Genomic DNA, 21346 nt, shown 5'->3' with positions numbered 1-21346 from the left:
GTCACGCCACCTCCACAAGGGACAGCGGGCAGGCATAAAAAAGACCCAGGCGGTGCCCCCGCCTGGGTCTGAAGTTGTATCCCGATACCGATCCTGCTGAGAGGCAGAGCTGCGGTTCGCTGAAGCCTACGCGTGGGCCGATTAAAGGCTTGTTAAAGCCGGCCTCATCCGCCCGTGAGAATCTCAAGCCGCTGAATACTCAGGGTTTTTTAAGCTTCTCGACGTGCTCGATGATGCGCGTGGCCACGTCCACCCCGCACGCAGCCTCGATCCCTTCCAGCCCCGGCGTTGAATTGACCTCCAGCACCAGCGGGCCGCGCGCGGAGCGGATCAGGTCCACCCCGCACACCGACAGTCCCAGCGCCTTGGCCGACCGCACCGCCACCTGCTGCTCGGCACGGCTGGCCTTGGCCGCTACCGCCGTACCCCCGGCATGCAGGTTGGAGCGGAAGTCACCTTCCGGCGCCTGCCGCTGCATCGAGGCAACCACCTGGTCACCGACCACGAAGCAGCGCAGATCGGCGCCCTTGGCCTCGCCGATGAATTCCTGCATCAGGAAATTGGCGTACAACCCGCGCAGGGCCTCGACAATGCCGCGCGAGGCGCTGGCCTTCTCGGTAAGGATCACGCCGCGCCCCTGGGTACCCTCATTGAGCTTCACCACATGCGGCGGTGGGCCCAGCATGGACAACAGGTCGACGGTGTCGTCGGGGTTGTCGCCGAACACAGTAACCGGCATGTCGATGCCCTTGGCCGCCAGCAGCTGGTGTGCGCGCAGCTTGTCGCGCGAACGCAGGATCGCGTCGGACGGATTCGGGGTGCGTGCACCCATCAGTTCGAACTGGCGCAGCACGGCCGTGCCATAGCGGGTGATCGAGGCACCGATGCGCGGGATGACCATGTCCACGCCGGTCATCGGCCGGCCCTTGTAATGCATCGAAAAGCCATCGGCGGCAATGCGCATGTAGCAGCGCAGCGGATCGAGGATGCGCACGGTGTGGCCGCGCGCGCGCGCCGCCTCGACCAGCCGGCGGGTGGAATACAGGGAACTGTTGCGGGACAGGATGGCGAGCTTCATCGCGGCAGGATCGGGCGGCAGGCGCGCAGCATAGCGCGGGCGTGTGGCGGGTGGATGATGCCCTGCGGCGTGGCTTGCTCCGGCGCAGGCGGCACACTGCGGGGGCAGGCCAGACCGCAAGGAAACCCGATGTCGATCACCGTATTCCCGCGCTTCTCCGAAGTGGATGTACTCGGCCACGTCACCAACACCGCCCTGCCCGTCTGGTTCGAGGAAGGCCGCCAGGAGATCTTCCGGCATTTCAGCCGCGAGGCCAGCATGCGCGACCTGGCACTGATCCTGCGCCGCTACGAGATCGACTTCCTGCAGCAGATACAGGCGGGACACGAAGTGCGCATCGAGACCCGGATCGAGAGCATTGGCCGCTCCTCGCTGTCGATCGTGCAGCAGGCGTTCCAGTTCGAGGCCCTGGTAGCCAGCGGCCGCTGCGTGATGGTTCATTTCGACTACACGGCCAACGCCTCGCGCGAGATCGATGCGGAGCAGCGCCAGGCGTTGTCGGGGCTGTTCACCGAGGAATATGCACAGTCGCTGCGGGAAACGAGCGCGCGCGCCGCCGAGGCCTGATCAGCGCGAGGGAAGGCGCAGCCTGAAGCGCCCATCCCGGGCGCGCAGCGCCAACCCGGTTTCCCGCCATTCCACAGGCAGCTCCAAGGCTGTGTGGCGCGTGGGGTATCGATGGACGGCATCGAACTCCCAGCGTTCCTCATAGGCTTCGCACTGCAGTGTGCCGTCATCGTCAGCATCGATCACATTGATCCAGGCCATGCTCCGGGCCTTGCCGAAGCCCCCCATCGCATGACGGGCAAAGGCTTGCCAACGACCCTGCCAGCAGACAAGCCACACGCCCTCGATGGGTCGCAGGTTCTCATCAAGCACACTGCCGGCCACCACCAGGCAGCGTCCCGACGGGCTCGCGATCACGGTCTCCAGATCACAGGCATGGCGACCACTGGAGGTCTCGTCAAGGTAAAGGGCATACGGGCAGATGCACGCGAACAGGGCCGGATGCGCAGTCACGCGCAGATCATCGGGAAGCAGCGGGACCGCGCGCAGCACCCGGGCATCAGGCAGGACGTGCCTCAGCGCCCGCGGCAATCCGGCGGCCAGCGCCGGATGTCCGTGCTCCAACCATAGGCCTCGGCAGGAATGCAGCTGGGTCACGCCGCCGGACTGGCTGCGCAGCCACGACGCCGCCCCCGCCTCCCCATCGGTCTGCAGGCGCTCGCCCAGCTGCTGCCGGAACTGGCCGGGATCAGCCGCAAGCACCTGCACCGTCTTTTGGCGCTCGTCGTAGACGATCACTGCTTCGCATCGATCAACATACCCGCTGGCCAGGCGCAGCGCGCCTCCCGGCAGGTCCTGCCATTCACCACTGGCATCACGACTGCCTCCAGTGGATACGCCTTCGACGATGGCGCCATCGCGCAGCATCTGCGTGCTGTACGCCGGTCCGCCCATGCCCAGCTCGGCCCAATCCAACAGCACATCATGTGCGGGCGGCCGTTCGGCAAAGGGCTTCATCGATCGCGAGCGCAGTCGTGAGCCGCCCACGGCATTGCCGACCAGATCGATTCGCTGCAGCGCGCCCCCCAACGCAAGGCACACGGCAAGGCCGACAATCACTCCCAGAGGCGACCACCAGGCCACACAGACGGCGACCAGGGCCAGGAACGGCAACCACTGGGTGTAGCGCCGCAGGGCGGTTCGATCAAGGGACATGCGGATGAGAGAGGCGCCCCAGCGAACCGTCGACGTCTTCAATGCCGATCCGATCGATTGCGGCCGATGCCGGTTCAAGCATCCTGCGCTCCTGGAACTGCGCCAAATCGATTCTCTTCCTCGCTCCCGGGAAGCAGCATGACCGGAAAGAGGACGAACACCCCCAAGGGAATGAACGCGATCACCGTGTACCAGCCTGACTCGTCGATGTCGTGCAATCTCCTCACGGTCAGGGCCAGCATCGGAGGCAGGAAGACGAAGACAGCGCAGACGGTCATGACCCATCCCACCTTCCACAGGATCTCGGACGTTTCCCAATCCAATGACAGGTACCCGACCAGCCAGTAACCGCGATCCATCACGCTGTAGCTCACCGCCATCACGAACCCGGCCAGCAGCGAATACGACCAGAACTCCCGCCGGTCGGATCGTCCGGAAAAATCAAAGCATCGCCTGATGGGCACAAGTGCAGCGATCATTCACGCTCCGGGCAACGGATGTTGGGCGTCAACAGCTGACGATCTTCTAGCATTGCGAAGCCAAGCATCAACTGAACCCCGCAGCTCGACCGGGCCCGGGAGGCCACAGCAGCCGCAGCTGCAGCGGGGCAGTTCCTGTCCTGCAGGCTCAGCGCAAGGATGCATTCGGACTCGACCGATCCGGCCAAGGGATGTTTGCGAAGCCACGTCCAGCCCTGGCATTCACCGGGCATCTCGACCGGGATCCATGCGCGGAAAAGCGGGGTGCGGATATCGCGGAGCGTCTGCCTGATGCAGACCGCTGGAGACATGGAGCGGGCGATGGGAATCGAACCCACGTCAGTAGCTTGGGAAGCTACAGCTCTACCATTGAGCTACGCCCGCGTTGCGGTGGGAAGTCTATGCGCTGGGCCCCGTGTTGCGCAATGGTGCCCATCGCATCAGGCCGGGGGTCAAAGCCCTCTCGTTGCCGAGAGGGCCGACCCCGCCTGGTTTCTGCTTAGAAGGTGCCGCTGAAGTTGGCGAACAGCGTTGCGTCCTGGGCACGCTTCTGCCCGGCCGAAGCGCTCAGGCCGAAGTTGCTCTGCAGCCCGAACAGTTCGGTGCGGGCGCCCAGCACGACGGTCGCGTAGTCCTTGTCGAACTTCAGGCCCGGCACACGGTAGCTGCCCAGTTCCGGCAGGGTCTGCAGCCACGCGCTGCCCTGCTTGGTGTCTTCGAACTCATGGTCGTAGGTCAGCTGCGCGTACGGCTTGAGGGTGCCGCCATCGAAGCGGGCCTGCCAACCGATGCGACCAACGGTCGAATCAACGTTCTGGCGGTCGTAACCCAGCGCGGTAGCCAGGGTGCCGGCCGCAGCGCTTTCGGTGTAACCATCGATCTTCACCTTCTGCCAGATCACCGAAGCGATCGGGCCGTGGCGGAAGCCGCCTTCGGTGCCGAACTCGTAACCGGCGTTCAGGGCGGCGGTCAGGTTGCTGCCGTCCGGCGAACCACCGTGTTCGCGGGTGGCCGGGCCGAGCTGGACCTTGCGGTTCACGTCATACGACAGCCAGGTGTAGCTGACCTGGCCGTTCACCCAGATGCGATCGCCGTACCAGCCGGCGAACAGACCGGCGGTGGTGTCCTTCTGGGTGAAATCGCCACGGCTGTTGCCGAAGTCGGCGTTGAGGCGGCCGAAGCCGGCGAAGCCGCCGACCACCATGCCGTCGCGCGCCCAGTCGATGCCGAACAGGCCGGCCGGCGCCAGGCCATCGTACAGATCCGCGTGGTCGTAGCGCTGCAGGTCACCGCGGACGCCGCCCCACCAGGACAGGCCGTCGGCCGGACGACCGCCCAGGTGCATGCTGACCTGATCGGCACGCGAACGACCGATGGTCTGTGCCGAGTGGCTCAGCACCTGCTGCAGGCGCGGGGCTTCCAGCACAGAGACCGCGTACTGGCCCAGCAGCTGGTGGCCCGCCGTGGTCGGATGCACGCCATCGGCGAACAGATAGGTGTTGGCCGCATCCGGGCTGACGTAGCTGGTCGGATTGCAGGTCAGGATGCTCTGGGTCGAATTGGCCGGATCGATCTTGCAGGCGGTGCTGGTGACGTTGGTGAAGCCGTACATGGCCGGATTGGCGGCGACTTCGCCCAGCACGGTGAAGGTATCGAGCGGGATGAACTCGATGCCGGCCTGCTTCAGGCCACCATAAAGAGCCTTGTTGTAGCCGGCTGACAGCGCGGTGGCGGTGGCCGCGTTCGGGCCGCGGAAGGCCGGGGTCAGGCCGACGTTCGGCAGGTTCGGCACCAGCACGTACTGCGCACCGGCCTGCTTCAGCGCACCCACCAGAGCGATCTGGTCGGTGACGGCGGCGCCGATGATGGCCTGTGCCTGCGTCGGCGCAGCTGCGGCGGCGAACAGGTCATTGGCGCCGCCCCACACCGTGTACAGGACATTGCCGTCAGCCTTGCCGCCGTTGGCGGCCAGATAACGGGCCGCCTGCGACTTCAGCGAGGGGATAGTCCCCATTGCGCTCGGCACGTCCACGCCAACGCGGGCACCACCGACCGCGTAATTGTCACCGTTCTGGCCGTTGCCATTGGCGGCGCCATTGAGGCCATAGTAGTTGGCGACCTGCTGCGACCACACCCAGCCCGGGTTGGTGGTGAACTGGCCGGTCACCGGACGCACATCGGCCGGCAGCAGCGGGCGGAAATAGCCGGCATCGGTCAGGCTGTCGCCGAAGAACACGGCCTTGGAATACGGGGATTCGCCTGCCATGGCCGGAAGCGCGGCCAGCGCGATCGCGGCCGCCATCAGGGTGCGGATCGGGCGTTTGCTGAGCAGCATGAAAAAACTCCTGTGGGGATATCGTTGAGGACCCGGCGGACGTACGCCGGCGCACGGTGAATGGTTTCACTGCGCCGCGTTTTGCTCACGCTGCGCCGCCGCATGGATTGTCGCCCGATCGCCGGGAAACCTGCTGTGCCGGAGCTGGCGCCCCGTTCAATTTGCAAGTGTTCCGATCCCGGCGGGCTATCGGCGACAATGCACGGATGAACATCCAGCTCAATGGCGAACCCCGCGCCCTGCCCGCTTCGGCAACCCTCCACGACCTGCTCGAGGCCGAACAGTTGCTGCAGCGCCGGGTGGCGGTCGAGGTCAACGGCGAGATCGTCAGCCGCAGCCGCCACGGCGAGCACGTCCTGGCCGAAGGCGACGTGGTGGAGATCGTGCACGCGTTGGGCGGGGGCTGAGACCTCCGGGTGGTGCTGGCCGCTGGCCGGCAATCCGACGCTGTCAGGCACCCTGCATGTGCCGGCCAGCGGCCGGCTCTACCCTCGCTCTCCTGCGGACAGCACCGCCTTGCGTGATCCCATCTTCAGGCGGATAGGCGATAATCGCGCCATGAACGTTCATGTCTCCCCCGATTCGCTGGTGATCGCCGGCAAGACCTATGGCTCGCGGCTGCTGACCGGCACCGGCAAGTTCAAGGATCTGGAAGAAACCCGCCTGGCCACCGAGGCCGCGGGCGCCCAGATCGTCACCGTGGCGATCCGCCGCACCAACATCGGGCAGAACCCGGGCGAGCCGAACCTGCTCGACGTGCTGCCGCCGGAGCGCTACACCATCCTGCCCAACACCGCCGGCTGCTACACCGCCGAAGACGCCGTGCGCACCTGCCGCCTGGCCCGTGAGCTGCTGGACGGCCATAACCTGACCAAGCTGGAAGTGCTGGGCGATCAGAAGTCGCTGTACCCGGACGTGGTGCAGACCCTCAAGGCTGCCGAGCAGCTGGTCAAGGACGGCTTCGAGGTGATGGTCTACACCTCTGACGATCCGATCCTGGCCAAGCGCCTGGAAGAGATCGGCTGCGCTGCGGTGATGCCGCTGGCCGCGCCGATCGGTTCGGGCCTGGGCATCCAGAACAAGTACAACCTGCTGCAGATCATCGAAGACGCCAAGGTGCCGATCATCGTCGACGCCGGCGTCGGTACCGCGTCGGATGCCGCGATTGCGATGGAACTGGGCTGCGACGGCGTGCTGATGAACACGGCCATTGCCGGTGCGCGCCACCCGGTGCTGATGGCCAGTGCCATGCGCAAGGCGGTCGAGGCCGGCCGCGAGGCCTTCCTGGCCGGGCGCATCCCGCGCAAGCGCTACGCCAGCGCCTCCTCCCCGGTGGATGGGCTGATCGGCTGATGACCAATCCTTTCGACAGCGCCGGTTCCAAGGCTCCGCCCAAGCCCTTCACCGTAAGCGAAGGCCGCCGCGAGGTGCGCAGCTTCGTGTTGCGCCAAGGCCGCTTCACCCCCGCCCAGCAGCGCGCGTTCGATGAACGCTGGCCGCGCTTCGGCCTCGACTACACCGGCCAACCGCGTGACCTGGACGCCACCTTCGGCCGCCCGGCACACAAGGTGCTGGAAATCGGCTTCGGCAACGGTGCCGCGCTGCGCTTCGCCGCCCAGCACGACCCGTCGCGCGATTACATCGGCATCGAAGTGCACGCCCCGGGTGTGGGCAGGTTGCTGAACGCGCTGGCCGACGACAACGCCGACCACGTGCGCCTGTACCACCACGACGCGGTTGAAGTGCTGCAGAACGAGATCGCCGATGGCGCGCTCGATGAAGTGCGCATCTACTTCCCGGACCCGTGGCACAAGAAGCGCCACAACAAGCGCCGCCTGCTGCAGCCGGCGTTCGCCGAACTGCTGGTGCGCAAGCTGCGCCCGGGCGGCCGCCTGCACTGTGCCACCGACTGGGAGGACTACGCCGAGCAGATGTGGGACGTGCTCGATGCCACCGCCGGCCTGGTCAACCGTGCCGGCCCGCGTGGCAGCGTGCCGCGCCCGGACTGGCGCCCGCAGACCCACTTCGAGACCCGCGGCCAGAAGCTCGGCCATGGCGTCTGGGACCTGCTGTACGACCGCACCTGACGATCGCCTGAGGACGCCGCGCCCCACATGGATACCGCGCTGACGCTGACCAACGACATGAAGCTCGTGCTCGGGCTGGTCGGCTTCACGATGGCGATGTTCCTGTTCGAGCGCATCCGCGCCGACGTGGTCGCGCTGGTGGTGCTGGTGGTGCTCGGTGTCACCGGGCTGATCGCGCCGGAGGAAATCTTCGGCGGCTTCTCCGGTAACGCGGTGATGAGCATCATCGCCACCACCATCCTCGGTGCCGGCCTGGACCGCACCGGGGCGCTGAACCGGCTGGCCGCGTGGCTGCTGCGACGCGGTCATGGCGTCGAGCAGAGGCTGCTGATGATGACCACGGCCATTGCCGGCCTGAACTCGTCCTTCATGCAGAACCCGTCGGTGATGGCGCTGTACCTGCCGGTGGCTTCGCGACTGGCAGCGCGCACCGGCCTGACCCTGCAGCGCCTGCTGCTGCCGATTTCGGCGGCGATCGTGATGGGCGGTGCGCTGACCATGGTCGGCAATTCGCCGCTGATCCTACTGAACGATCTGCTGGCCTCGGCCAACAACAACCTGCCCTCGGGCCTGGCTACCATCGAGCCGCTGCGCATGTTCGCGCCGCTGCCGATCGGCGTGGCGCTGCTGATCGCCTCGCTGCTGTACTTCCGCTACTACGGCGACCGCAAGCTGATCGAGGAAGAGAACCTGGCCAACGACGGGGTCACCCCGGCGCGCACCGAAAGCTACTTCGCCAAGACCTATGGCATCGAAGGCGATGTGTTCGAGCTGGTGGTCAGTGCCGAAAGCCCGCTGGTCGGCATGACCCTGGGCGAGGCCGAGAACCTGCACGATGCCCCGCTGCTGCTGGCCCTGAAGACCGGCAATGACACCCGCCTGGCGCCGCCGGCGGAGATGCGCATCTGGGTGGGCAGCGTGCTCGGCGCAATGGGTCCGCGCGAGCAGATCAACGACTTCGCGCAGAACCAGTTCCTGCGCATGTCTTCGCGCCTGAAGCACCTGGGTGACCTGTTCAACCCAAGCCGCGCCGGTATTTCCGAGGCGGTGGTACCGCCGACCTCGAACGTGATCGGCAAGAGCGCGGCCGACCTGCGCCTGCGCAAGGAGCGCGGCATCAGCCTGCTGGCGATCAACCGCGACAAGCAGGTGATCCGCGAGGACGCGCGCGACGTGCAGTTGCGTGCCGGCGACATGCTGGTCTTCCACAGCATCTGGACCGACCTGGCGCAGGCCGCACGCAGCCGCGACTTCGTGGTGGTGACCGACTATCCGACCGGCGAGCAGCGCCCGCACAAGTTCAAGATTGCGATGGCGATCTTCGCGCTGACCATCCTGATCGCGCTGACCAGCAAGCTGCCGGTGGCGCTGACGCTGATGACCGGCGTGGCCGGCATGCTGCTGACCGGCGTGCTGCGTATGGACGAGGCGTATGCCTCGATCAACTGGAAGACGGTGTTCATGATGGCCGGGCTGATTCCGCTCGGCTGGGCGATGGACTCCAGCGGTGCGGCCGCGTGGGTGGCCGGCCATACCATCGACAAGCTGCCGACCGGCATTCCGGTGTGGGTGCTGGAGGTGGCGCTGGCGCTGCTGACCACGGCGTTCTCGCTGGTGATCAGCCATGTGGGTGCGACCATCGTGATGGTGCCGATCGCGGTGAACCTGGCACTGGCGGCGGGGGGCAACCCGACGGCGTTCGCGCTGATCGTGGCGCTGTCGGCGTCCAACAACCTGATGACGGCCTCCAACCCGGTGATCTCGATGATCACTGGCCCGGCCAACTACACCCCGCGCGAGATGTGGCGGGTCGGCGGACCGCTGTCGCTGATCTACACCTGCGTGGTGGTGTTGATGATCAACCTGATGTTCTGAGGGTTGGGGTTTGTTGGCAGGGCTGCGCCCTGCACCCGAATCAACGTCAACGTCAAAGGCTGGCATTCCGTGGGATGGCGGGGTGGGTCCGGTTGCGGGGGACGCTGCAAGTACGTCCATGTAAGCTCGATCGCCGCATCCATGCGGCTCACGCCCCCGCAACCGGACCCACCCCGCCTTCGACAGTTTCACGAGGCTGGTGGTGGGTGCCGACCGTTGGTCGGCACCGATCTCGCTCTGGTAGCTGTCGACTTGGTCGACACCGTAGATCCACGCCATGCGTGGCTGAATCTCTGGATACCCATTGATGTGGATACCCATTGATCCTGTGGGTGCGAACCTTGGTTCGCACACCGGTTGCCTCAAGCCAGGTAAACCTGCCCGTCGCGCACGTCCACCGGCACCGCGCGCAGGCGGTCGCCCTTGCACGGGCCGGCGATGCAGTCGCCGCTGTCCAGCGCGAACGAGGCGCCATGCGCGGCGCAGACCAGGTGGCCTTCACGGCTCTTCAGGAACTGGCCCGGGGCCCAGTCCAGGCGGCGGCCGGCGTGCGGGCAGATGTTCAGGAACGCGCGCACCTGCGCGCCGTCGCGGTACAGCACCAGCGATTCGGCATCGCCATCAACCACCGCTTCGACCTCGGCAAACGCGCCATCGGCAATGGCATCAAGGGCGATCAGGGCGGCAGGGGCAGTCATGGCGAAGGCTCGGACAGTAAACCCGCATTGTCGCACGCCCACTCAGGTGACTGGCTGCGACATGAACACAAGTCATTGATCCGTAATAAGCACAGGCTATATTTAACGAGTTTTTCACTCAATGACAGTGGCGCGTCCCGATACTCTGGTTTCGCTGATCCCAGCCTATCGAGCCGCCATGTTCAATCGCGCATCCGCCTTCAACCAGTTCCGCACCCTGTTCGCGCCGCGCAAGCCGCGCCATCCGCTGGTGCGCGTTGCCGTGGGCCTGCTTGGCCTGGCGATCCTGGCCGCGATGGTGTTCATCGGCGTGTTCGTCGGTGCGGCGATGATCCTGGTGGGCCTGGCGTGGAAGCTGCTGGCCTCGCGCAAGCCGGGTGTTGCCCGTCCGGTCGACCCGACCGTGGTCGAAGGCGAGTACCGCGTGGTACGCAAGCCGGTGTTGCCGGCCTCGCGCTGATCCACCTCCTGCGCGCCCGCTGACGGCGGGCGCCATGCGTTCTAGACTGCGGGCATGCCCTTCCTGGATGCCCGCATGTCCGATGTCTCCGATGTGATCCCTGCCATAGCCCTGCCGCGTGTACCGGTGGTGGGCGGTGGCAGTTTCCCCGTGCACCGCATCTACTGCGTCGGCCGCAACTTCGCCGACCACGCCCGCGAGATGGGCGCGGCGGTGCCGGCAGCCGATGACCGCGGCCGCCCGATGTTCTTCAGCAAGCCGGCCGATGCGATCGTGGTCGGCCATGACGATGCCATCCCCTACCCGCCGGCGACCGCCAACCTGCACCACGAAGTGGAGCTGGTGGTGGCGATCGGCCGTGATGCGCCCGCTGGCGAACTGGCCGTGGCCGATGCCGAAGCACTGGTCTACGGCTACGCCGTCGGCCTGGACCTGACCCGCCGCGACCTGCAGGCTGCGGCCAAGGACAAGGGCCACCCGTGGGATGCCGCAAAGGGCTTCGACGCCTCCGCGCCGATCAGCGAAATCGTCCACGCCGAAGAGGTCGGCGACCTGGCCGCGCTCAACCTGTCGCTGGAGGTCAACGGCGAGGTGCGCCAGCAGGCGCTGCTGGACCAGATGATCTGGAACGTGCCGGAGATCCTGCACGAGCTGTCCAAGCTGTGGCAGCTGCGTGCCGGCGACCTGGTGTTCATGGGCACCCCGTCCGGCGTGGCTGCACTGAAGCCCGGCGACCGCTTCAGCGCGCGCCTGGAAAATGTGGCCGAGCGCCACGGCGTGATCGCCGGCTGACATTACCTGCGCTACCCTGCGCGCTGTCCACTTCCCCACCGGAGAAAAACAACAATGGGAATGCTCACCGAGTTCAAGGAATTCGCGATGCGCGGCAACGTCATCGACCTCGCCGTCGGCGTGGTGATCGGCGCGGCCTTCGGCAAGATCGTGACGGCGCTGGTCGAGAAGATCATCATGCCGCCGCTGGGCTACCTGATCGGCCGCGTGGACTTCTCCAGCCTGGCCTGGACCCTGTCGCCGGCCCACCTGGGTCCGGATGGCAAGGAGATTCCGGCCGTGGTGGTTGGCTACGGCGACTTCATCAATACCATCATCCAGTTCGTGATCGTGGCCTTCGCCATCTTCATCGTGGTCAAGGCGATCAACCGCCTCTCGCGCAAGCAGGAGGCTGCACCGGCCGCACCGGCCGAGGAAGTGGTGCTGCTGCGCGAGATCCGCGACAGCCTGAAGAAATAAGGCGGCAGAACGGTAGTGCCGGCCGCTGGCCGGCAATGTCGGAACATGCGGAAGCCGGCCAGCGGCCGGCACTGCCGCGACTGCGCGAAAGCCCCGCTCCGGCGGGGCTTTCGCTTTGCCGGACATGGCGGAAAACAGCGTTCGCGCCAGCCATGACCTCCCGCCCATGCGCCGGGCTGAACGACTGTTAAGCTCCAAGGCTTAGGTCCCTTCCCGGAGTTGTCCATGCGTCGCCGCGTCCTTGCCATCGCATCCTCCCTCGCCCTGCTGGCCGCCCCGGCCTTCGCGGCGCCGCATACCACCACCCTGCCCCCGGCGTCGCTGGCCACCGCCGCGCAGCTGCGCGACCAGGCGCTGGCCGATGACACCGGCTGGAAGGTGGTCGAATCGCTCACCACCGAAATCGGCCCGCGCATCGCCGGCAGCGAGGCCGACGCCCGCGCCGTGGCCTGGGCCGAAGCCAAGTTCAAGGCACTGGGCTTCGACAAGGTGTGGAAGGAACCGGTGACCTTCCCGAAATGGGAGCGGCGCAGTGAACACGCTGCCGTGACCGGCAGGAACCCGCAGCCGCTGCAGATCACTGCGCTGGGCGGCAGCCCGGGCGGCACGGTGGAAGCGGAGGTGGTGCGCTTCGCCGATCTGGCCGCCCTGCAGGCGGCACCGGCCGGTTCGCTGAAGGGCAAGATCGCCTTCGTCGATTACCAGATGCTGCCGTTCCGCGATGGCCGCGACTACGGCCGCGGCGGTGCAATCCGCAGCAAGGGACCGTCAGAAGCGATCCGCAAGGGCGCGGTGGGCTTCCTGATGCGCTCGGCCGGTACCGACTCCCACCGCGTGCCGCACACCGGCATCACCCGTTTCGATGATGGCCTGACCCCGGTGCCGTCGGCGGCACTGTCGGTGCCCGATGCCGACCAGCTGGCGCGCCTGCTGGCCCGTGGCAGCACCACGGTGAAGGTGGCACTGGACTGTGGCTGGGATGGTACGGCGACCTCGTACAACGTGATCGGCGAGATCACCGGCCGCAGCCTGCCGAAGGAAGTGGTGGTGATCGGTGGTCACCTGGATTCGTGGGACCTGGGCACCGGCGCCGTGGATGACGGCGCGGGCGTGGGCATCACGATGGCCGCCGGCCACCTGATCGGCCTGCTGAAGCAGGCACCGAAGCGCACCATCCGCGTGATCGCCTTCGCCAACGAGGAACAGGGCCTCTACGGCGGCAAGGCCTATGCCGAGGCACACGCCAAGGACGTGGCCCTGCACCAGCTGGCCGCCGAGAGCGACTTCGGCGCAGGCCGCATCTACGCCTTCAATACCGGTTCACCGAATCCGGAAGGCTCACGTGAAGCGACGAAGCAGATTGCCGAAGTGATGAAGCCGCTGGGCATCGAGTACCAGGCCGACAAGGGTGGCCCGGGCCCGGACGTCGGCCCGCTGGCCGCCAAGGGCGGTGCGTGGGCGTGGCTGGCGCAGGACGGCTCGGACTACTTCCACCTGCACCACACCGCCGACGACACGCTGGACAAGATCGACCCGAAGGCGCTGGCGCAGAACGTGGCCGCGTATACGGTGTTCGCGTACCTGGCGGCGGAAGCCGATGGCAGTTTCGGCAGCGAAGCCAAGGCGACCACGCCTCCGAACGAGTGATGCGGTAGTGCCGGGCCATGCCCGGCGAGCGCAACTGGAAGCGCGGTGCGAACCAAGGTTCGCACCCACCAAGGCGGGTCCTGAATCAGGAACCCGGCAGGGTCAGAGCCCTCGCCTTCGGCGAGGGATCCGACCCCGATCATGCGACCCCGGATACGGGATCACCCGCGGCGACTTGCCCACTGCGCCAGCAGCACGGCCGTGGCCGAGGCCACGTTCAGGCTCTCCACCGCGCCACTGCCGGGAATCGAGACCCGCATGTCGCATTCGCTGGCCAGGCCGCGGTCCATGCCCTCGCCTTCGGCGCCCATCACGTACACCAGCCGCTCCGGCAGCGACGCACGGAACACGTCGTCGCCACCCTCAACGAGGGTCGCCGCCAGCCCGAAGCCGGCACTGCGCAGCTGCGCCATCGCCTCTGCAGTCTCCGGCAACTGCACCAGCGGCACCGACTCCGCCCCGCCTTCGGCCACGCGTGCGGCAGCACCGGACAGCGCCAGCGTGCTGCCGGCCGGCAGCAGCAGCGCCTTGACGCCGAAATGCGCGGCCGAGCGCAGGATCGCGCCGAAGTTGTGCGGGTTGCCAACACCATCCAGCCACAACGCCAGCACCGGGCCCTGCTCCAGATCGGCCAGCCACTGCGCCAGCGGCACGACCGGCGCACGCAGCACGTCGGCTACCAGGCCTTCGTGATGGGTCGTGGCAGCCAGCTTGTTGAGGTCGCCTTCCTCGACGACGCGATAGCCCACGCGGTTGGCCACGCACCACTTCAGCACCGGCTGCATGCGCGGAATCAGCGCGTCCACCAGGTACAGCTTGCGCAGCGCCTGCGGGCGATTGGCGAACAGCGCCTGCACGGCGTTCCAGCCATACAGGCGCAGTTCGTCGTTGCCGCGCCCCGGCGGCGGCGGGGTGCCGCCCTCACGCGGTGGCAGCGGAGTGGCCCGCGGCGGTCGCGACGACGGGCGGCGGGCATTCTTCCAGGGATCATTCACTACGGGACAACTCCAGCTTGCGTTGACGCCAGAAATCGGCGTTCTTGATGCCCAGGGCATCGGGGTCGAAGATTGGATCGAGGCCGAGCTTCTTCTGTCGTTCGTAATCACGCAGGGCGAGCATGGCCGGCTTCTGGATGATGAGGATGGCAATGATGTTCAGCCAGGCCATCAGGCCGACGCCGATGTCACCCAGCGCCCAGGCCAGGGTCGCATTATGGAACGCGCCGAACACCACCATGCCGATGATGCCCAGGCGCAGCACCAGCACGGTCAGCGGGCGCTTCCTGTTGTGGTTCACATAGCTGAGGTTGGTCTCGGCCATGTAGTAGTACGCCATGATGGTGGTGAAGGCGAAGAAGAAGATGGCGATGGACACGAACGCCGAACCCCAGCCCGGCAGCACCGCTTCCACGCCCGCCTGGGCGTAACCGGCGCCTTCCGGAATGCCGGCCAGGCCCTGGAAGATCGGCGCGGCGCCCTCCACCGGCGAGTACACGTTGTAGGTACCGCTGGCCAGGATCAGGAACGCGGTGGCGGTGCACACCATCATGGTGTCGAAGTAGATCGCGAAGGCCTGCACATAGCCCTGCTTGGCCGGATGCGAGACTTCCGAGGCGGCCGCCGCGTGCGGGCCCGAGCCCTGGCCGGCTTCGTTGGCGTAGATGCCGCGCTTGATGCCCCACTCCACGGCCAGGCCCATCATCGCGCCGAACGCGGCATGCGTGCCGAAGGCGCTCTTGAAGATGATGCCGAACATTTCCGGCACGCGGTCGTAGTTGATGATCATGATGATGATGGCCATCAGGATGAAACCGGCGGCCATGAACGGCACCACCACCTCGGCGAAGTTGGCGATGCGCTTGACGCCACCGAAGATCACCACGCCCAGCAGCAGCGCCACCACGATGCCGATCCCCAGCTTCAGCGCCTGCACCGATTCCATGCCGAAGGCCTGGCCATCGAGCGGACCGCACAGCGCGGTGCCACGGCAGGCGTTGATGATGCTGTCGGCGATGGCGTTGGCCTGCACGCCCGGCATCAGGAAGCCTGCGGCGATGATCGTGGCGATGGCGAAGGCCAGCGCATACCACTTCAGGCCCATGGCCTTTTCGATGTAGTACGCCGGGCCACCGCGGTAGCGGCCTTCGGCATCCTTGGTCTTGTAGATCTGCGCCAGGGTGCATTCGACGTACGACGTGGATGCGCCAAGGAAGCCCATCACCCACATCCAGAAGATCGCACCGGGACCGCCGAAGGCGATGGCGGTGGCCACGCCGGCGATGTTGCCGATGCCCATGCGGCCGGCCATCGACATGGCCAGCGCCTGGAACGAGGACACACCGGCGTCGGATTTCTCCCCCCTGACGGTGAGGCGGCACATCTCGAAGAAGCCACGGATCTGCATGAAGCGGGTGCGCAGGCTGAAGAACAGGCCGGCGCCCAGGCACACGAAGATCAGTGCCTTGCTCCAGATGATGCTGTTGATGAAGTGTACGGTTGCTTCCACGCGCGCTCTCTCCAGTCGGCGGGTTGTAAGGACGTCCCGTCGGCTGGAGGGGACCGGTCGATTCTCCCTGATCGCAGGCCGCTGCGGTAGCGCCAGAAGACAAGGGGTCGGATCCCTTGCGCGCCGCGCGAGGGCTCCGACCCCGGTTCGCCCTTATGGCGGGTTGGGGTCAGAGCCCTTTTCTGGCGAAAAGGGATCTGACCCCGAGGGCTCACGGCAGTTGCGTGCGCACCCGGGCGAAACGGCGCAGGTCGTGCAGCACGCCGCGCTTGTAGACCGCGCAACGCTCCACGCCCTCTTCCTGGAAGCCGTTCTTCTCCAGCACCCGGGCCGAGCCGAGGTTGAAGTCGACCACGGTGGCCTGGAGCCTGAACAGGCGCAGCTCATCCATCACCCACGGGGCGAACAGGCCGACCACGCGGGTCATCACGCCTTGGCCCCAGTAGGCCTGGCCGAGCCAGTAACCCAGTTCGGCGGTATGCCCACGCTCGGCCACGCCCTGCTGGGCACCGACGCTGCCGCAGGCCTGGCCGTCGATCTCGATGGCCAGGTTCAGCGTGCCAGGGGCCAGCACGCGGCCCGCCAGGAAGGCCTCGCCATCCTCGCGCGTGTACGGGTACGGAAAGCGATCACGCAGGCCCCGCGATACCTCGGCGTCGTTGGCATGGCGCAGCAGGGATTCCAGGTCTTCCGGGCGCCAGGGGCGCAGTCGGAAACCTTCTCCCTGTAGTGGCGGGGTCAGAGCCCTTTCCCTTTGGGAAAGGGATCCGACCCCGTCGGCGTGCCGGTCAGGCATGCCCGCCCACCGAGGGCGATTCGGCTTCCTGCTTCTCCAGTTCGCGCTTCACCGCTTCCGGCGAGCGGGTGTACGGGGCCAGCCGCGCGTAGAACGCCGGCACCACGAACAGCGACAGGAACGTCGAAAGAGTCACGCCGAAGATGATCACGATGCCGATCGTGCCACGGCTGGCCGAGCCGGGGCCACCGGCCACCACCAGCGGAATCGCGCCGACCACGGTGGCGATCGAGGTCATCAGGATCGGGCGCAGGCGCACCATCGCCGATTCGATGATCGCCTCGCGCACGGTTCTTCCGTCGTCGCGCAGCTGGTTGGCGAATTCGACGATGAGGATGCCGTTCTTCGCTGCCAGGCCGACCAGCATGACGATGCCGATCTGGCTGAACAGGTTCACTGTGCCGCCGCTCACCCACAACCCGACCAAGGCACCGAGCACGCCCAGCGGCACGGTCAGCATGATGGTGAGCGGGTGGATGAAGCTCTCGAACTGCGCGGCCAGCACCAGGTAAACCACCAGCAGGGCCATGGCGAAGGTCAGCAGCACCGCGCCACCCGCACTCTGGTACTCGCGCGATTCGCCCTTCCAGTTCACCTGCGCGTACTGCGGCAGTTCCTCGCGGGCCACGTTCTGCGCCCAGGCGATGGCCTCGCCCAGCGGATAGCCCGGTGCCAGGCCGGCGGTGATGGTGATCGAGCGCAGGCGGTTGAAGCGGTTCAGCGTGCCCGCCTCGGCCACTTCACTGAGCGTGACCAGGTTGGACAGCGGCACCAGTTCGCCGGAGGTGGCGCGCACGCGGATCGCGGCCAGGTCGGCCGGGCTGGCACGGCCATCGCGACCGGCCTGCACCAGCACGTCGTACTCCTCGCCGTTGTCGACGAAGGTGGTAACGCGACGCGAACCCATCATGGTTTCCAGCGCCGAACCGATCGCGGTGACCGGCACGCCGAGATCCGCCGCACGCTGGCGGTCGATGTTCACCCGCATCTGCGGCCGGGTTTCCTTGTAGTCCGAATCCGGGCCGACCAGGCCGGGATTGTCGGCCATGCGCAGCAGGATGCGGTCACGCCACTGCGCGATCTCGGCGTATTCCGGGCCGCCCAGCACGATCTGGAATGGCTGGCCGCCACTGCGCACCAGCCCGCCGCCCACCTGCGTACGCACGCGCACGCCGCGGATGGTGTCCAGTTCCTTCTGCAGTGCGTTGGCCACGTCCGGCGTGGCCTCGCTGCGCTGGCGCCACGGCTGCAGGAAGATGCTGACGCGGCCGGTGTGCATTTCCTCGCTGGCACCGAAGCCGCCGGGCACGCGGGGGTTGGCACGCACGATCGGCTTGTCCGGGCCGACGTGAGGGGCCAGCAGCGCTTCCACCTGCTGTACCTGCTGCACGGTGTAGTCGTAGCCGGCGCCTTCCGGGCCGTCGATCATGATCTGGAACGAACCGCGGTCTTCGGCCGGCGCCAGCTCCGACGGCAGCAGTTTCAGCAGGCCCCAGCTGGCGGCCAGCGCGGCCACCATCACCAGCAGGTAGATCCAGGTGCGGTCCACGTGATGGTCGAGCACGCGACCATAGCCGGAGGCCAGGCGCTCCAGGTTGCGGTTGACGAAGCCATGCAGGCCGCGCGGTGCCTGCCCGGTGTGCGGCTTGAGCAGCTTGGAGGCCATCATCGGCGTCAGCGTCAGCGCCACGAACGCGGACAACGCAACCGCCGCCGCCAGCGCCACCGCCAGTTCGCGGAACAGGCGGCCGGTATTGCCTTCCAGGAAACCGACCGGCAGGAACACCGCCACCAGCACCGCGGTGGTGGCGATCACCGCGAAGGCGACCTGCGTGGTGCCACGCTTGGAGGCCACCAGCGGGGGCTCGCCCAGGTCGATGCGGCGCTGCACGTTTTCCACCACCACGATCGCATCGTCCACCACCAGGCCGATGCACAGCACCAGGGCCAGCAGGGTCAGCAGGTTGATCGAGAAATCGAACGCATACAGCGCGATGAACGCCGCGACCAGGCAGACCGGCACGGTCACGGCCGGAATCAGTGCAGCGCGGAAACTGCCAAGGAACAGCCAGATCACCGCCAGCACCAGGATCATCGCTTCCACCAGCGTGGCGTAGACGCGATCCACCGCCGCTTCGATGAAGGTGGTGTTGTCGAAGGCGACGAAGATCTGCGTGCCCTTGGGCAGGGTCAGCGCCACCCGCTCGGCTTCAGCGCGCGCGGTACGCGCCACGTCCAGCGAGTTGGCAGTGGAGGTCTTGACGATGCCCAGGCCGATGCCCGGCTCGCCGTTGCTGCGGTAGTACGCGCGACGCTCGGCCGAAGCCAGTTCGATCTTCGCCACGTCGCCCATGCGCACCACGTAACCGTCGCGGCCCTTGCCCAGCGGGATGGTCGCAAAGTCTTCCGGCTTGATGTAGTTGCGCTCCACGCGCAGGGTGAAGTCACGGTCGGTCGACTCGATGCGGCCGGCCGGCAATTCCACGTTCTCGTTGCGCAGTGCGGTTTCCACATCGCCAGTGGTCAGCCCGCGCGCGGCCAGCTGGTCACGGTCCAGCCAGATGCGCATCGCATAGCGCTGGCGGCCACCGATGCGGACCTGGGCCACGCCATCGAGGCTGGAGAAACGATCGACCACGTAGCGGTCGGCGTAGTCGCTCAGCTCCAGCGTGTCCATGGTCGAGGACACCATGTTGAACCATATGATCGGGTCGGCATCGCTCTCGACCTTGGCGATTTCCGGCGGACGCGCTTCTTCGGGCATGCGGTCGGCGACGCGGCTGACCGCATCGCGCACGTCATTGGCCGCCGCTTCGATATCGCGGTTGGAGGTGAACTCGATGCTGACCTGCGAGCGGCCGTTGGTGCTGCGCGCATTGATCGTATCGATGCCTTCGATGCCGGCCAGCGCATCTTCCAGCACCTGGGTGATGCGGCTTTCGATGACCGCCGCCGAGGCGCCGGTGTAGTCCACCGACACCGACACGATCGGCGGATCGATGGCGGGCAGTTCGCGCAGGGTCAGGCGGGTGAAGGACATCACGCCCAGCACCAGCAGCAACAGGCTCATCACCACGGCGAACACCGGCCGCTGGATGGAGATGTCGGACAGCTTCATCCGCCGTGGCCCTCGGCCGCGACCGGCACCGGTGCATCCGCCGGCTTGGCACCGCTGGCCGGGGCCGCATCCTTGGCCGCGACCTTCAAACCCGGGCGCAGCTTGCCGGTGCCATCGACCACGATACGCTGGCCGGCTTCCAGGCCCTGCTTGATCTCAACCACGCCGGCGCGGCGCGCACCGGTCACCACGTCCACGCGCTCGACGCTGTCGTCGCTCTTGATGCGGTACACGAACGTGTCGCGGCCCACCTGCACCACGGCGATTTCCGGCACCACCAGCGCCGGGCGCTCGGGGCGGAACAGGCGCACGTCCAGCAGCATGCCCGGGCGCAGCGCATGGTCGCTGTTGGCGAAATCGCCGCGCACGGTCACCGCACGGGTCGCCGGGTCGATGCGTGCGTCGATGGTACTGACCACGCCCTCGAAGGTGCGGCCCGGCCACGCCACGCTGGTGGCGCTGACCTTGTCACCGACGCCCAGTGCGGCCAGTTCCACTTCCGGCACCTGGAAATCGATGTGCATGTGCTCGATGTCGTCGAGCGTGGCAATGACCGTGGTCGGGGTCACCAGCGAGCCGGGGCTGACCTGGCGGATGCCGAGCACGCCGGCGAACGGTGCGCGCACACGCCGATCACCGATGTCGGCCTGCATCTGCATCACGCGCGCCTCGGCGGCATCACGGATCGACTTCTGCGTATCCAGCGTGGCGCTGGACACCAGCCGCTGGGAGGCCAGCTCGCGCTGGCGCTTGTACAACTGGTCGGCCTCGTGGAAGGTGGCCTGCGCCTGCACCAGCGCCGCTTCCTGGGCCTGCCCGCGCAGCGTCACGATCGGTGCGCCGGCGGCGATGTGCTGGCCGCTTTCGAAATGCACCTTCTCGACGATTTCGCTGACCTTGGCGGTGACGCTGATCGACTCGCGCGCCTTGGCCGTGCCCAGCGCCTGCAGGGTGTCGTTCCACTGCATGGGCTGCACCACCTGCGCCGTGACCGGCACTGCTTCGCCCTGCCGACGCGCGGCGGCCTCCTGTTTGCCTGCGCACCCGGCCAACACGGCCAGGCTGAGGCCAAGGGCCAGGGTCGAAGCGATACGAGCCAACATGAATGGTCCTGATTGATCCACGGCCGCCGAGTGTAGGCAAGGCCCCGCAAAAGCGGTATGTGCCAAGCGTTTACCATCGTGGAACCGAAGCCGTGATAGCGCCTTGAACCCGTTCCGTGCAAGGCTGCCCTTGGCGGTGTCGGCGTGTGTCGGGGTGTATCCAGCCGTGCACCACGGGCGTTGCCATCGTAG

At 67.0% G+C, this 21346-nt stretch carries 19 protein-coding genes and 1 tRNA gene; 9 read left to right on the top strand and 11 right to left on the bottom strand.

The genetic code is table 11. From position 1 onward, the window contains the following. Nucleotides 1-199: 199 nt before the first annotated feature. Complete coding sequence (rimK, locus tag AC5P78_RS13425) at nucleotides 200-1078, bottom strand: 30S ribosomal protein S6--L-glutamate ligase (protein WP_005410807.1); 879 nt, start codon at nucleotides 1076-1078, stop codon at nucleotides 200-202. Nucleotides 1079-1207: 129 nt separating this feature from the next. Here rimK and AC5P78_RS13420 point away from each other — a divergent pair, with 129 nt between their 5' ends. Then, nucleotides 1208-1645 (top strand): acyl-CoA thioesterase, encoded by a 438-nt coding sequence (locus tag AC5P78_RS13420; RefSeq protein ID WP_005414313.1) that lies wholly within the window; start codon nucleotides 1208-1210, stop codon nucleotides 1643-1645. Here the strand turns inward: AC5P78_RS13420 and AC5P78_RS13415 are convergent, their stop codons facing one another. From AC5P78_RS13415 to AC5P78_RS13400, 4 genes are all read right to left on the bottom strand, one after another. After that, a complete protein-coding gene (locus tag AC5P78_RS13415; protein ID WP_414489895.1) occupies nucleotides 1646-2800 on the bottom strand; it encodes a hypothetical protein in 1155 nt (384 codons plus the stop codon). Nucleotides 2801-2874: 74 nt separating this feature from the next. Continuing rightward, nucleotides 2875-3279, bottom strand: a complete 405-nt coding sequence (locus tag AC5P78_RS13410) for a DUF805 domain-containing protein (protein WP_005410810.1) — start codon at nucleotides 3277-3279, stop codon at nucleotides 2875-2877. 310 nt (nucleotides 3280-3589) lie between these two features. Continuing rightward, a tRNA-Gly gene (locus AC5P78_RS13405) sits at nucleotides 3590-3663 on the bottom strand. Between the two features lie 115 nt (nucleotides 3664-3778). Further along, nucleotides 3779-5614 (bottom strand): autotransporter domain-containing esterase, encoded by a 1836-nt coding sequence (locus AC5P78_RS13400; RefSeq protein ID WP_049460991.1) that lies wholly within the window; start codon nucleotides 5612-5614, stop codon nucleotides 3779-3781. Nucleotides 5615-5820: 206 nt separating this feature from the next. Between AC5P78_RS13400 and thiS the strand changes: the two genes are divergently transcribed. The 4 genes from thiS (at nucleotide 5821) to AC5P78_RS13380 (ending at nucleotide 9576) form a co-directional block, all read left to right on the top strand. Beyond that, nucleotides 5821-6021: a sulfur carrier protein ThiS gene (thiS, locus tag AC5P78_RS13395; protein ID WP_005410812.1), complete on the top strand. Its 201-nt coding sequence runs from the start codon at nucleotides 5821-5823 to the stop codon at nucleotides 6019-6021. A gap of 151 nt (nucleotides 6022-6172) precedes the next feature. Beyond that, on the top strand, nucleotides 6173-6967 hold the full coding sequence (locus AC5P78_RS13390; protein ID WP_005410813.1) for a thiazole synthase: 795 nt from the start codon (nucleotides 6173-6175) through the stop codon (nucleotides 6965-6967). After that, nucleotides 6967-7701: a tRNA (guanosine(46)-N7)-methyltransferase TrmB gene (gene trmB, locus AC5P78_RS13385; protein WP_005410814.1), complete on the top strand. Its 735-nt coding sequence runs from the start codon at nucleotides 6967-6969 to the stop codon at nucleotides 7699-7701. The genes AC5P78_RS13390 and trmB overlap by 1 nt, the downstream gene beginning before the upstream one ends. Before the next feature lie 27 nt (nucleotides 7702-7728). After that, entirely contained in the window at nucleotides 7729-9576 is a 1848-nt protein-coding gene (locus AC5P78_RS13380; RefSeq protein WP_414489894.1) for an SLC13 family permease, read from the top strand. A gap of 362 nt (nucleotides 9577-9938) precedes the next feature. Here the strand turns inward: AC5P78_RS13380 and AC5P78_RS13375 are convergent, their stop codons facing one another. Beyond that, nucleotides 9939-10274, bottom strand: a complete 336-nt coding sequence (locus tag AC5P78_RS13375; protein WP_024957685.1) for a Rieske (2Fe-2S) protein — start codon at nucleotides 10272-10274, stop codon at nucleotides 9939-9941. A gap of 178 nt (nucleotides 10275-10452) precedes the next feature. Here AC5P78_RS13375 and AC5P78_RS13370 point away from each other — a divergent pair, with 178 nt between their 5' ends. From AC5P78_RS13370 to AC5P78_RS13355, 4 genes are all read left to right on the top strand, one after another. After that, complete coding sequence (locus tag AC5P78_RS13370) at nucleotides 10453-10734, top strand: hypothetical protein (RefSeq protein WP_005410817.1); 282 nt, start codon at nucleotides 10453-10455, stop codon at nucleotides 10732-10734. Nucleotides 10735-10809: 75 nt separating this feature from the next. Continuing rightward, nucleotides 10810-11526, top strand: coding sequence for a fumarylacetoacetate hydrolase family protein (locus AC5P78_RS13365; RefSeq protein ID WP_087802752.1), 717 nt, complete (start codon nucleotides 10810-10812; stop codon nucleotides 11524-11526). A gap of 54 nt (nucleotides 11527-11580) precedes the next feature. Then, nucleotides 11581-11985 (top strand): large-conductance mechanosensitive channel protein MscL, encoded by a 405-nt coding sequence (gene mscL / locus AC5P78_RS13360; protein WP_014038282.1) that lies wholly within the window; start codon nucleotides 11581-11583, stop codon nucleotides 11983-11985. A 225-nt stretch (nucleotides 11986-12210) separates the two neighbouring features. Further along, nucleotides 12211-13632 carry a M28 family peptidase gene (locus AC5P78_RS13355; protein ID WP_005410820.1) on the top strand — a complete coding sequence of 474 codons (1422 nt, stop codon included), beginning with the start codon at nucleotides 12211-12213 and terminating at the stop codon, nucleotides 13630-13632. A gap of 161 nt (nucleotides 13633-13793) precedes the next feature. Here AC5P78_RS13355 and AC5P78_RS13350 read toward each other — a convergent pair whose 3' ends face one another. The 5 genes from AC5P78_RS13350 to AC5P78_RS13330 form a co-directional block, all read right to left on the bottom strand. Next, a complete protein-coding gene (locus tag AC5P78_RS13350; protein WP_100443397.1) occupies nucleotides 13794-14627 on the bottom strand; it encodes a TrmH family RNA methyltransferase in 834 nt (277 codons plus the stop codon). After that, on the bottom strand, nucleotides 14620-16137 hold the full coding sequence (locus AC5P78_RS13345; protein ID WP_414498527.1) for an alanine/glycine:cation symporter family protein: 1518 nt from the start codon (nucleotides 16135-16137) through the stop codon (nucleotides 14620-14622). The genes AC5P78_RS13350 and AC5P78_RS13345 overlap by 8 nt, the downstream gene beginning before the upstream one ends. Nucleotides 16138-16348: 211 nt before the next feature. Continuing rightward, nucleotides 16349-16933: a GNAT family N-acetyltransferase gene (locus AC5P78_RS13340; RefSeq protein WP_012481118.1), complete on the bottom strand. Its 585-nt coding sequence runs from the start codon at nucleotides 16931-16933 to the stop codon at nucleotides 16349-16351. Further along, complete coding sequence (locus AC5P78_RS13335) at nucleotides 16926-20051, bottom strand: efflux RND transporter permease subunit (protein WP_049448776.1); 3126 nt, start codon at nucleotides 20049-20051, stop codon at nucleotides 16926-16928. The genes AC5P78_RS13340 and AC5P78_RS13335 overlap by 8 nt, the downstream gene beginning before the upstream one ends. Continuing rightward, a complete protein-coding gene (locus AC5P78_RS13330; RefSeq protein WP_012481120.1) occupies nucleotides 20048-21154 on the bottom strand; it encodes an efflux RND transporter periplasmic adaptor subunit in 1107 nt (368 codons plus the stop codon). The genes AC5P78_RS13335 and AC5P78_RS13330 overlap by 4 nt, the downstream gene beginning before the upstream one ends. Nucleotides 21155-21346 lie beyond the last annotated feature (192 nt).

Source organism: Stenotrophomonas sp. YJH_SMC_133 (genome assembly GCF_059370655.1).
The sequence above is the reverse complement of the archived record's forward strand: the minus strand, read 5'-3'. Positions and strand labels throughout refer to the sequence as shown.

Coding starts and splice junctions, on each gene's coding strand:
- AC5P78_RS13330 (WP_012481120.1), bottom strand. CDS start 21,154: ATGTTGGCTCGTATCGCTTCGACCCTGGCCCTTGGCCTCAGCCTGGCC.
- AC5P78_RS13340 (WP_012481118.1), bottom strand. CDS start 16,933: ATGCCTGACCGGCACGCCGACGGGGTCGGATCCCTTTCCCAAAGGGAA.
- trmB (WP_005410814.1), top strand. CDS start 6,967: ATGACCAATCCTTTCGACAGCGCCGGTTCCAAGGCTCCGCCCAAGCCC.
- AC5P78_RS13335 (WP_049448776.1), bottom strand. CDS start 20,051: ATGAAGCTGTCCGACATCTCCATCCAGCGGCCGGTGTTCGCCGTGGTG.
- AC5P78_RS13370 (WP_005410817.1), top strand. CDS start 10,453: ATGTTCAATCGCGCATCCGCCTTCAACCAGTTCCGCACCCTGTTCGCG.
- rimK (WP_005410807.1), bottom strand. CDS start 1,078: ATGAAGCTCGCCATCCTGTCCCGCAACAGTTCCCTGTATTCCACCCGC.
- thiS (WP_005410812.1), top strand. CDS start 5,821: ATGAACATCCAGCTCAATGGCGAACCCCGCGCCCTGCCCGCTTCGGCA.
- AC5P78_RS13365 (WP_087802752.1), top strand. CDS start 10,810: ATGTCCGATGTCTCCGATGTGATCCCTGCCATAGCCCTGCCGCGTGTA.
- AC5P78_RS13400 (WP_049460991.1), bottom strand. CDS start 5,614: ATGCTGCTCAGCAAACGCCCGATCCGCACCCTGATGGCGGCCGCGATC.
- AC5P78_RS13375 (WP_024957685.1), bottom strand. CDS start 10,274: ATGACTGCCCCTGCCGCCCTGATCGCCCTTGATGCCATTGCCGATGGC.
- AC5P78_RS13410 (WP_005410810.1), bottom strand. CDS start 3,279: ATGATCGCTGCACTTGTGCCCATCAGGCGATGCTTTGATTTTTCCGGA.
- mscL (WP_014038282.1), top strand. CDS start 11,581: ATGGGAATGCTCACCGAGTTCAAGGAATTCGCGATGCGCGGCAACGTC.
- AC5P78_RS13420 (WP_005414313.1), top strand. CDS start 1,208: ATGTCGATCACCGTATTCCCGCGCTTCTCCGAAGTGGATGTACTCGGC.
- AC5P78_RS13390 (WP_005410813.1), top strand. CDS start 6,173: ATGAACGTTCATGTCTCCCCCGATTCGCTGGTGATCGCCGGCAAGACC.
- AC5P78_RS13355 (WP_005410820.1), top strand. CDS start 12,211: ATGCGTCGCCGCGTCCTTGCCATCGCATCCTCCCTCGCCCTGCTGGCC.
- AC5P78_RS13415 (WP_414489895.1), bottom strand. CDS start 2,800: ATGTCCCTTGATCGAACCGCCCTGCGGCGCTACACCCAGTGGTTGCCG.
- AC5P78_RS13380 (WP_414489894.1), top strand. CDS start 7,729: ATGGATACCGCGCTGACGCTGACCAACGACATGAAGCTCGTGCTCGGG.